The 11889-nt window shown below is 29.2% G+C and carries 8 protein-coding genes and 2 tRNA genes; 1 reads left to right on the top strand and 9 read right to left on the bottom strand.

Annotation, left to right across the window (positions count from 1 at the left end; genetic code table 4):
- Positions 1-85 precede the first annotated feature (85 nt).
- From ACXYRN_RS03245 to ACXYRN_RS03235, 3 genes are all read right to left on the bottom strand, one after another.
- Positions 86-1138, bottom strand: a complete 1053-nt coding sequence (locus tag ACXYRN_RS03245) for a zinc-dependent alcohol dehydrogenase family protein (protein WP_458607654.1) — start codon at positions 1136-1138, stop codon at positions 86-88.
- Between the two features lie 234 nt (positions 1139-1372).
- Positions 1373-1449, bottom strand: a tRNA-Arg gene (locus ACXYRN_RS03240).
- A gap of 9 nt (positions 1450-1458) precedes the next feature.
- Positions 1459-1533: transfer RNA gene (locus ACXYRN_RS03235), tRNA-Cys, on the bottom strand.
- Positions 1534-1862: 329 nt separating this feature from the next.
- Between ACXYRN_RS03235 and ACXYRN_RS03230 the strand changes: the two genes are divergently transcribed.
- The gene (locus tag ACXYRN_RS03230; RefSeq protein ID WP_458607653.1) at positions 1863-4700 is read left to right on the top strand and encodes an amidase domain-containing protein; all 2838 of its coding nucleotides are present in this window, start codon (positions 1863-1865) and stop codon (positions 4698-4700) included.
- A 36-nt stretch (positions 4701-4736) separates the two neighbouring features.
- Here ACXYRN_RS03230 and ACXYRN_RS03225 read toward each other — a convergent pair whose 3' ends face one another.
- The 6 genes from ACXYRN_RS03225 to ACXYRN_RS03200 form a co-directional block, all read right to left on the bottom strand.
- Positions 4737-5246, bottom strand: a complete 510-nt coding sequence (locus ACXYRN_RS03225) for an adenine phosphoribosyltransferase (RefSeq protein ID WP_458607652.1) — start codon at positions 5244-5246, stop codon at positions 4737-4739.
- Positions 5247-5332: 86 nt separating this feature from the next.
- A complete protein-coding gene (locus ACXYRN_RS03220) occupies positions 5333-6502 on the bottom strand; it encodes a nicotinamide mononucleotide transporter (protein ID WP_435130212.1) in 1170 nt (389 codons plus the stop codon).
- Complete coding sequence (locus ACXYRN_RS03215) at positions 6495-7868, bottom strand: dihydrolipoyl dehydrogenase (RefSeq protein ID WP_458607651.1); 1374 nt, start codon at positions 7866-7868, stop codon at positions 6495-6497. The genes ACXYRN_RS03220 and ACXYRN_RS03215 overlap by 8 nt, the downstream gene beginning before the upstream one ends.
- Positions 7869-7993: 125 nt before the next feature.
- Positions 7994-8449 carry a hypothetical protein gene (locus ACXYRN_RS03210; RefSeq protein ID WP_458607650.1) on the bottom strand — a complete coding sequence of 152 codons (456 nt, stop codon included), beginning with the start codon at positions 8447-8449 and terminating at the stop codon, positions 7994-7996.
- The gene (locus ACXYRN_RS03205; protein WP_458607649.1) at positions 8437-10845 is read right to left on the bottom strand and encodes an ATP-binding cassette domain-containing protein; all 2409 of its coding nucleotides are present in this window, start codon (positions 10843-10845) and stop codon (positions 8437-8439) included. The genes ACXYRN_RS03210 and ACXYRN_RS03205 overlap by 13 nt, the downstream gene beginning before the upstream one ends.
- Positions 10838-11887 carry an ABC transporter ATP-binding protein gene (locus ACXYRN_RS03200; RefSeq protein WP_458607648.1) on the bottom strand — a complete coding sequence of 350 codons (1050 nt, stop codon included), beginning with the start codon at positions 11885-11887 and terminating at the stop codon, positions 10838-10840. The genes ACXYRN_RS03205 and ACXYRN_RS03200 overlap by 8 nt, the downstream gene beginning before the upstream one ends.
- Between the last annotated feature and the right edge of the window lie 2 nt (positions 11888-11889).

Raw genomic sequence — 11889 nt, 5'->3', positions numbered from 1 at the left:
ACAAAATAAAAGTATAAGTTCTCACTTATACTTTTTTTTCTTTTTAGGACTAGAATTAAAATCCAAGGATAATCCTTGGATTTTGTTATTTAGTTAAATCATTTTCAATAATAACTTTGAGCGCTCTATTGTCTCCGGCATGCTTAAAGATGTTATATGCAGTTTCCATTTCTGAAAGCTTAAAGTGGTGTGTTACCATTTTGCTTGCATCGATTTTTCCTGATTCTAAGACATCTAAAAGCATTTGTGTAGTTGTTGCATTTACTAAACCTGTTGAAAAAGTAATGTTCTTAATTCATAGTTTTTGCAATTCAAAACTTACTGGTTTACCATGTACTCCAACATTAGCTATGTGTCCACCGATAGCAACTATATTTTGTGCTACATCAAATGTTGCTGGATAACCAACACATTCCATTGCCACATTTACTCCATGTCCATTAGTAATTTCCGAAACTTTTGCTTTAATTTCTTCTAAATTACCTGATTTAATAGTATGTGTTGCACCGAATTTTTTTGCAAATTCTAGTCTTGATTCTGATAAATCAACCATAATAATCTTTGATGGTGAGTAAAATTGTGCTGTCAGTAAAGCGGCTAAACCAATTGGTCCTGCTCCAATAATTGCAACAGTATCTCCTGGTTTAATATGAGAACTTTGTACCCCGATTTCAAATGAGGTAGGGAAGATGTCAGATAACATTACTAAAGCATCATCAGATACTGTTTTAGGTGCATGATATAATGAACCATCAGCATGTGGAATGTGTACAAATTCTGCTTGTGTTCCATTAATATTATGTCCTAAAATTCATCCACCTGTTTCACAGTGTGCGGGAAGACCACGTTTACAGTAGTAGCATTTATTACATGATGTAATACATGAAACAATAACTTTATCACCTACTTTAAAGTTAGATACTGCTGAACCTACTTCCTCAACTATACCAATTCCTTCATGTCCTAAGATTTTACCAGGTTGTGTTTCAGGAACATCTCCACCTAAAATGTGTAAGTCTGTTCCACAAATAGTAGTTTTCAAAATCCGAACAACTGCATCGGTAGGTTTAATAACTCTAGGTTTGTCAAAGTCAACTAACTGTACTTTTCCTTCTTTATTAAATGTAATTGCTTTCATTTTCATGATAATTTCTCCTTTATTTTAAATAACTATCTGATAATATTATACTCTTGTCTATATAAGTTGTTGAATTTTTTAGAAAAAATATGAAATTCATTTCATGTTTTTATCAAAACTGGTTTACTTTTTTTGTTTTGAATATATTACAAAACTAATACCAACAATGCAGCCAAATTTATGCAAAAGTGTATTAAAATACCCCAAAACGGGGCTTATATGGTATTAAATATATGGCGCACCCGGCAGGAGTCGAACCCGCAACCTTTAGGGCCGTAACCTAACACTCTGTCCAGTTGAGCTACGGGCGCATTTAATTATGGAGGCACTAACGGGATTCGAACCCGCACTCAAGGTTTTGCAGACCCATGCCTTGGCCATTTGGCTATAGTGCCTATAAATTGCTAAATTATTATAGCGAAAAACAACAAAAAACAAAATATTTTTATAGATTTTTTATAATTTTAATACATAAATATTTTTATTAATTTCTATCTTGTAAAATGTGGAAATACTTTTATATATATATTCTTTCATTTATAACATATGATATAAGAAAGCAATATGAGATATTATTACTCTATAATCGTTAAATAACGATATCTTTTTATGGAAATTATGAAAATATTTATTTTATATAAAATTACATACTTTTTATATATATAATTAATTATATACATATAAATTATAAAATATTTCTATTATAAGGAATTTAAGGGAAATTATGAAAAAGCACAAGTTATCAAAATTATTCTTATCAATTGCATCTTTAACTATAACTCCTATTGTTATTGCTGTAAGCTGCTCACCAAAAATAAAAGAAGAAGCAAAACCAGTTGATTTAAATTCTCCAAAAATGCAGGTTACAAAAACTACACCAACACATCCTATTGAAAAACCTAAACCTAATAACCCACAATCTCAAAATCTACCTATCAAAAACAATCCTAATCCAAGTGATGAAAAAAATAAACCTGATAAAGTAGATTATTCAAATGCTTTAGTTAAAAAACCAAATATAAGTGATCAAGTAATTTATAATAAAATATTAGAAAAACCTTTTAAAGGATTACAAAGATATAAAGATCCTGATTTTATAGGGATAGTTGGTGGAGGTAATGGAACTGATAACCAATTATTTTCAGTTAGAGATGGATTAGATATTAGTAAACTTACATCAGATGGAAAAGAGGAAACTAAAAGCAATAGAGTGTTCGATAAATCTACATGAGATCCTAAAACTAAAACTATTACATTTAAATATATGGTAATTGGTTATACAATGCAATATTCACAAACCATAACTTTAACAAATATAGTTGAAAAAACATCCGAACAAAATCCGAATAACCAAACAGAAACAAACATAGATTATTCAAATGCTTTAGTTAAAAAACCAAATATAAGTGATCAAATGATTTATGATAAGATATTAAAAAAACCTTTTAAAGGATTACAAAGATATAAAGATCCTGATTTTATTGGTATAGCAGGTGGAGGAAACGGAACTGATAATCAATTATTTGATGTTAGAGATGGATTGGATATTACTAAACTTACATCAGATGGTAATCCTGAAACCAAAGATAATCGCAAATTTCTAAATTCAACCTGAGATCCTGCTACTAAGACAATTACATTTAAATATATGGTAATTGGTGGCAAAACAGAATACACACAAATTATTAAATTAAATAATATAACAGAACCTTCTACAAAAGATAATGGGCAACCTACTAACAAAAATGGAACATCTGCTCCAAAACCTGATTTAGATAAAACAAAACAAGAAACTCAAAGTTCTGAACAAAAACCAACATCTGGAGCGAGAAGTAGTACCCCTCCAAAAACTCCAATTACATCTGAAACAGATGAAGACAAAAAAACAAACAAATCTGAAAATACTGAACCTCTTTCATATGAAAATGCATTAGAAAAATTACCTAATGTTACAGATGAAAAAATTTATAATAAGATTAAAGAAAGATTGTCAACAAAGAAAAATGTATTCCCTGGGTTACAAAGATATAAAGAGACTAAAGCTGGAAAAGCAGAAAATAGCACTTACTTTTTTGGAATAGCAACTGGTGGTACAAGTGATGATAATAAACTCTTTAAAACAAAAGATGGACTTGATCCACTAAAATTAAAAGATATCCCAAAAACACAAACCACTGAAACTAAGAAAACTAGAAAGAAGGGACGTAATAAACATAACAATAATGTATTTGAGAGTTCAATTTGAAATGAAGAAGACAAAACATTAACATTTAGATATATAGTTGATGGTAAAAATAAAACATACGAGCAAAAAATCAAACTTAATATAACAACACAAGAACAAGATCCAAAAAATCCTAATACATCACAAACAAATAATACTCCATCTGATAAGGGTAATCAAAAAACAAACTCAACAAGTAGAAATGAAGAAAGGGTTAGTTCTACTGGGACAAACCAACAAAATACGGAACATCAAGATTCTTCAAGAGAAGAATCACCTAATGATGAAAATTCTAAAACTGACAACGAAACAAAAACCACAGATTCTACAAAAACTTCACAAGGAAAACCTAATTCATCGGATACAACAAATCCAAAAACAGAAAGTTATTCACCAAAAAACTCTACTCAACCCACAGGTAATTCTGATTCTGGACAAAAAAATAACAATGAACAAAATATACAATCTGGTTCAGGTGAAACAGTCCATGAAACACCTCCTGCTCCAGCAGCATTAAAAGCTGAAAAACCTAATGCAAATGCACAAACAACATCAAGTGAAACTTCTAAAAATCAACCAGAAAACTCGGAACCAACATCTAATGATAATACAAATGATCAAAGTGCAAAAACACCAACAAAAGAAAATAATCAGAAAGATACCCCTTCAGAAGAACCTACATTAAAATCTTCTGAATCACAACCTAGAGTTGTAGCAAGCCAAAATAACCAACCTAATCCAAACGAAAATCACGAACAGCAACATGAACAAAACCAACCAAGTGATTCAACACAAACAGGAACTCCATTTAACGGAACCGAAAACCCACAAGAACAACCAAAATTAAAAACTGAAACTTTACCAAAAAATAATCTAACTAGTGAAGAAACATCTGATAATACAAAAGTTGTAGATGGTAATGAATCAAAAAATGTTGACAATGAAAATGAAGAAGAAAGTCCAAAACAAAGTGAAGACACTATTAAAACTGCTCCATTAAAATTATATGATGGTGTTACAAAAGAAAAAGTCAAAGAACAAATTCAAAAAGCACTCGAAAAGAAAACAAAGCCAAAGAAAAATAAAAAATTTCCTGGTTTACAAAAATACAGAACCAAAGGAAATGAATATGTTGGTATATCAGGTATGGGAAATAAAAATGATAATAAATTATTTTCTTTTGCAGATGCGTCATATGCAAATAGAATTACATCAAAAAAATCAGATGCTAAAAAATTCACCGATTCAACTTGAGATCCTAATACCAACACATTAACATTTAAATACCATATTGATGACGACAATAAAGAATACTCACAAACTTTTGTGTTAAGTTAAAAAAATATCACAAATTAGATGCCTAATTTGTGATTTTTATACCTTAATTAATGAAACTACTTCGGTATGTTCACCTAATAATTTTCTTCCATACAATTCTTGTAATTCTAATAAAACAATTACTTTTTTAACTTCTACACCTTGCGATTCTAATAACTTAATAATTGCTTTGGTAGTCCCACCAGTTGCAAGCACATCATCTACAATTGCAGCTGTTTGGCCTTGTTTAACAAACCCTTTTTGTAATTCTAAACTATTGCTTCCATATTCCAAATCATATTTCATCGCAATAACTTCACCTGGTAGTTTATTAGGCTTACGAACCATTATGAATGGTTTTTTTAAAAAAGCAGCAGCGGGTGTACCGAATAAGAATCCTCGCGCATCTGGGCCTACAATGATATCAACATCTTTGCACTCATCAGCAATCTTTGAAATTGTATAATTTAAAGCCTCTCCGTCTGCTAATAAAGGTGATATATCTTTAAACATTATCCCTGGTTTTGGAAAGTCGGGAACATTTCTGATTAATTTTGCTATATTCATATTTTAATTATAAACTATTTGCTTATTTTTTGCTATATTTATCAAAAAAATAAAACACATAAAATTTTTATGTGTTTTATAAAATCCTAGTTATATGTATAACTGTGATCAAAAGAAGTTAATAAATGTGGTAATTTTTCAATGTTAGTTGTATAATCCATTTTTGGTCTAAGGAGAATTGAAAGTTGATAAATTTTCTTTCTAAATGCTCATTTTAACTTAGATATTTTACTATCCAACACAATGCGTGATTCGATGGTATGAAGTAAGGACTTCATATCTCATAAAATAATATTCTTCATATTTCCATAGGTAGGTTTAAATTGATAAATTGATTCTTTTAATAACTTTTTAGCATCTGCATATGAGAGCTTATTAGCAACTTCAATTTTATCATAGATTACATATCCGTTTTCTTTTAACGAAGCAGCCATATGTGCTGAGAGAACTGAATTTGCTTCTGTTTGTAGTTTAACTCTAACTTCTTGTTTTCTTGAAGTTACATAAAAGTAGAATAATGACATATTCATATACACTGCATTTAATAAAATTACAACAATGCTAAAGAAACCAACTCCACCAAAGAAGACAAAGGAAATGATGTTTTTAACAATTCATACATATCAGTTTTCTCGAAAACCTAATGAAAGCATCATCAATGCTACAACTGAAAGTGAATTAATCATTGATAATAGTATGTTTCCATCAAGTTTATATTTATAAAAGGTCCCAAAAGCATTTTGCACAGGATCGAATCCAAAAGTGATGTTGTATAAATAAGTAACTTGTGGATTTAAGAAGTAAAAAGCAATTGATAAAATAATAAAAATCATTCCAAAGAAAGTTCATGTGTGAACACCCGAAACAAAGTATTCAAAGACAATCTTTTTACGAATATATGTTTTATGGAAGTTAAAAATTAAAATTGGTATATATATGAATAAATTAATTAACCCATCGATAATTAAATAGTTATAGAAAGCAAAGCATATAAAGAAGATAATATTTATCAAGCTTAGCAAATAAGCGATTTTATAATGCTTTGAAAAGAAATAATTAGCTAAAATACCAAAGATACCAGAAAATGAAACTAAAACATTGATAATTGCAACCGAACGGTTCGGGTTTTGTCATGCTCACACTTTATAATCAAAATTATAAAGTGAAACATATACCAACACTACTATGTTAATTACAATATAACATTTCTCTATTACGTCACGATGTTTAAGAACTTGTTGCTTGAACTTAAGCATTTTTCTTTAAAGCCACAGTACGTGATGAATAATAAAGTGCTTCAGCAATAGTTGGGTGTGTGTAAATAGATTCTTGTAGTTGTTTAAAGGTAACTTTTTGTTGCATTGCAAATGCGACTTGGTTGATTAAAATGTGTCCACCTTCTAAGAACATAAAACTTCCTAGAATTTCTCCGGTTGATTTAGAAACAAAGAATTTAACGAAAACTAATTCATTTGCTAAACCATCAGCATGCATTCTTGGTAATGCCATACCAGGAACCATTACTTCATTAAATTCAACACCCTCTTTTTCTAATTGAGCGGCTGTTTTACCAACACCGGCTAATTCAGGGTTTAAATAAATTGCTCATGGAACATTGTTTAAGTTTAATTTTTCAGGTTGTAATCCTAAAATATCTTTAGCAATCACATCTGCTGTTTTGTAAGCAACAGTAGAAAGCATAAATAATCCAGTTACATCACCTAAAGCATAAACGTGATCTAAACTAGTTTTCATCGATTCGTTTACTTCAACAAATCCACGAGCATTTAGTTTTAATTTAAGTGCATCTAGACCAGATAGGTTTGCTACTCTACCAATTGCTACTAATGTTTTTTGTGAAGCCAATGAGTGTTTTTGCTCTCTTCATTGATAACTTACAAATCCATTAGAAACTGATTCTAAGTTCATTTCATCAACAATTACAACACCTTTTGCTTCTAAAGTAGCACGAACTGCTTTAGCAGCATGTGGATCAAGATGTGCTAAGAATTTAGTGTTACATAAAATAGTAACTTTAGTTCCTAATGTGCTATAAAAATAAGCAAATTCTAATGCAATAGGTCCTGCTCCAATAATTACTAGTGTTTTTGGTGCAGCATCTAATTTCATTGCTTGTTCAGAATCGATTAAGTATCCTGATTCATATGCTTCCATGGCACCTTCGATGCTTAATGCACGATTTGATGAACCAGTTGCTACAACTAATTTATCAAAGTGTAATGTTTCTTCATTAACTGTTAAACTGTGTTCATCTACAACAGTACCCATTCCTTTGAATACATCAACATGAGCACCTGCTAAAAAGTTGCTAATAGCACCGTTCAAAAGTTCTTTGTTTGCTTTACGACGGTTTTGCATTACTTGGAAACTATATCCAAGGTATTTGTTGAAAACTCCATATTTTTCAGAATTTTGGATTGTGTCTAAAACTTTTGCTGACTTAATTAAAGTTTTAGTAGAGATGCAACCTTTGTTAACACAGGTTCCACCTAAATCTTCTTTTTCAACTAAGGCTACTTTAAGCCCGTTGCTTGATAGAATACCAGCCAAAGCGTACCCACCAGGTCCAGCACCTAATACTACGACATCATAGTGTTTCATATTTCTCCTTTATTTTTAAATATATACATATATTATAAACAAAATAATAATAAAAAGTGTAAAAAAATCATTTTTTTAATATGTTTTTGCATTTTTTTAAAAATAAAAACACAACTGAGTGTGTTTTATACATAAGCGATGATTACAACTATTAAACTTGCAATAAAATAAATTATTAAGTTAAAATAAAACGGAAAATTAGATTTTTTGATTTTGGGTTGCTGTTTTTGTTTTTTTTGCTCTAAGTATGCAACTTTTTCAGCATGAGTCATTCTTAACATCTTTTTTTCTTCTTTATATCGCGATGAAATAGACTTATTTTCACGAAATCTTTCAAATGTTCGTTCCATAAATCCTCATTTAAACACTAAAATAAGTAATACAAATGCTAATGTTATTAAGGCAGAAGCAGTAAAAGCATTAATAATTCAATTTACATCTTTTTTATGGTTTATTCCTGCTGAAATAGCAAAAATAAGCCAGAAGATAAGAAAGTATGCTAATAAAATGTAATAAAATCGTTTGCTTTTAAACTGTGATTTAATTAAATTAGTAAATTTTGCTCACATTATTTGCTTCATTTTCGGATTTGCTCATCTGTTGCATAAACATAATGAGTTTGCTCATTTTCGCTAATATCTTGATTTTTAGGTAGATTTGGATATTTTTGCTCATCCATATATGAAAGTTCAAATTTTACATCCTTAAATTTCTCATTTGCATTTGAAATTTTAGGAATTGCTTTAAATAAATTAATTGTATATGGATGAATTGGGTTTTGATAAATTGCATTAGTATGTCCTGATTCAACAATTTTACCTAAATGCATTATTAATACCCGATCTGCAATATATTCAATCATTGATAAATCGTGTGCAATAAAAATCATTCCAATGTTCTTTTGTTTACATAAATCCATAAGCAAGTTAACAATTTGTGCTTGAATCGAGATATCCAAAGAAGCAATTGGTTCATCAGCAACAATGATTTTTGGTTCTGTGATTAAAGCACGAGCTATCACAATTCTTTGACGTTGACCACCTGAAAATTCATGTGGATAACGATAGGCAAATTGTTTTAACAAACCAACATCTTCTAAACTTTTGTATATGGTATTACGTGTTAAAAGACTTGATATCTTATAAATCCGTCAAAATTTAGTGATGAAATTAATTGGTTTTTTATAAAATTTATTTTGCAGGAAAATATCATAATTGGATATACCTAAAAATAAATAAATAGCTTTTAAGTCTTTATTTAAATACCTACTTTCAATTTCAAAAGATTTAATTCCATTTAACTTATCATATACATTAGAAATAAAAACTTTATAATCAACTTTATATTGCTTTAATGTTGCTTTAAGTTTGTTATGTAAATGCACATCATCTTTTTTATTAATAAGTTGCTGCTTAGTTTTATCAATATAATTTGCTTTAAAGTATGCTAAAAATTGTTTATGGATTTGGTTGAATTTACCTATCAATCCTTTATCAATAGCAATAAATGATTTACTAATATCTTCTTGCTCTTGAACTTGCTTTTTAAGTTCTAAAACTCTTAATTTATATGAATCCATATAAGTTTGAAGTTCTTTATCGAAGTTTTCTTGTGTTTGTTGCAATCTTTGTTTTGCTTGGTTAAAAGCATCTTTATTTATTTTTGGTTTAACAAAAAATCCTTTAATGGTTGTTTTTAAGCTTTTTACAAAGGTTTTTCACTTACTTTTAGCATCACTTCGATATTGATCCTGGATATATTTAGATTGCTTTAAATAATCCGATAAATCAAAGTTGAAATTTGAAACCACAATATTTTTAATAGTTTTTGAAAATTCAGAAAGTTTATTAAAATCAAATGGATTGGCATTAAGTTGATTTTTAAAAAACTCACTTGATTTGTCTTGCAAATGATTAATTAACTGTTGCAACTCGTCAAAATCTAAGTATCTAAGTTTAGATTTATGCTTTATAAATATCTTTTTAATATGATTATTTAGATGATATATTTTTACCTTATAAGCAAAATAATCAATATATGGACTTCCATATGCTTCATTAAAAAGTAATTTTGATTCATTTTTTAACTCTGAAATAAAGTTATTTAATGAGTTTTTTGAATCCAAATACTTTTCTCTTCAAGAAAATAAAGATTTTTTTAGTTCGCTAGCAGCAATAAAAGTATTTTGTTTAGATTCAAAATACTCATATGTGTGTCAAAGCAGTTGTTTTTGTTTTTTATATTCAGCCCTTGCTTGTTTTAGTTCAACCTCATCTAAATCAATTTGTTCATTTCGAAATTGCTGTTTCTTCTGATCATATAAACTAATTAATTTTTCAGTGTTCTTGTATAAACTATCAATAATCAGTGAGTTATTTTTACTTTTTTCTTCTAAGTATGCAAAATATGCATTAAATTTATCTTCAAAACTTCCTTCAACTGCATCTAAGTTGAAATTATTAAAATATTCACTTCATTTATTATAAAATGGTTGGTTTAATGAGTTTGCTATTTTTAAATTCTCCAATTTTAATTTCAGCGCTTCTTCTAAAAAAGAATAATGAAAGTTGTATTGAACCGATTCTCAATCCTTTTTAATATCAGAAATTTTATTTTTTATAACACGGTTTACCACTAAGGGTTCTTTTAGAATACTAAAGATATTATTTTGTCCATTTAATGAAGCCATAGGGTCTTGGAAAATCATTTGAATATTTTTACGCATAAAGCGATTTGTCTTACGCGAGATTCGCTTCCCTGATACTAATTTACCATTAATTCGAACAAAACCGTTATAATCATCATATAAACGAAGCAATGAACGTCCTACGGTTGTTTTACCAGAACCAGATTCACCAATTAAACCAAGGATTTCACCTTCAGAAACATCAAAACTAACATCATCAACTGCTTTATTAATATGATTTTTATTAATAAAGAACTTTTTTAAATTTGTAACTTCAAGGATTTTACTCATCTTTAAATACCTCTTTAAAACTTTTTAATCGTGATGTTAATTCGGGACTTAACGAAACTTTGGGTGCATCAGGATGCAGCAGTCATGTTGCAGCTGCATGGGTGGAAGAAACTTCAAATAATGGAGGTTCTTTAATAAAATCAATTTCTAATGCATAATCATTTCTCGGAGCAAAAGCATCGCCAAGTGGTAAATTATTCATATCAGGTGGTGTTCCTTTAATTGAATATAAGCGATCTTCTTTGTTTTCTGGGATCGCAGAAATCAACGCTCATGTATATGGATGTTTTGGATCGGTAAAAATATCTTTTTTGCTTCCTTTTTCAACTATTTTTCCAGCATACATAACATAAATATAATCACAAAATTTAGCTACAACTGAAATATTATGACTAATTAAGATAATAGCAATATTCATTGAAGTACGGATTTCATCAAATAAAGCTAACACCGATGCTTGCACTGTTGGATCAAGTGCTGTTGTTGGTTCATCTGCGATTATTATGCTTGGCTTTAATGCCACCACCATCGTAATTACAACTCTTTGCTTCATCCCACCCGACAAAGTATGTGGATACATATCAAAGACACTTTCACAATTACGGATTCCAAATTTATCAAGTAAACCTACTAAGTATTTTCTTTTTTCACTATATGGCTTACTTTTTCATTCTGGATTTTTATTTAAAGCATCTAAAAGTTGTTTTCCTACCTTACGGGTTGGATTTAATGATGTAAGTGGGTCCTGTGGGATGTAACCAATTTTGTGTCCACGAATCTTTTGTCAGTAACTTTCTTTTTTTGAATCAATTAAGCTAATTCCATCAATTTGCATAATTTCAGCAGAAACAACTGAATTATCATTAATATTTAAAAATGCTTTTGATGTAACTGACTTACCAGATCCTGATTCACCGACTAAACCAACTATTTCTCCACGGTTGATAGTAATATCAACTCCTCGCACTATGCTGATGAATTTGTTATAACCGGTTTTAAAACTAACTTTAAGATCTTTGACAACTAATAATTTTTCTTGCATAA

The sequence above is a fragment of the Mycoplasma sp. 4423 genome (genome assembly GCF_054353855.1).
This window is presented reverse-complemented; position numbering and strand designations above follow the sequence as displayed.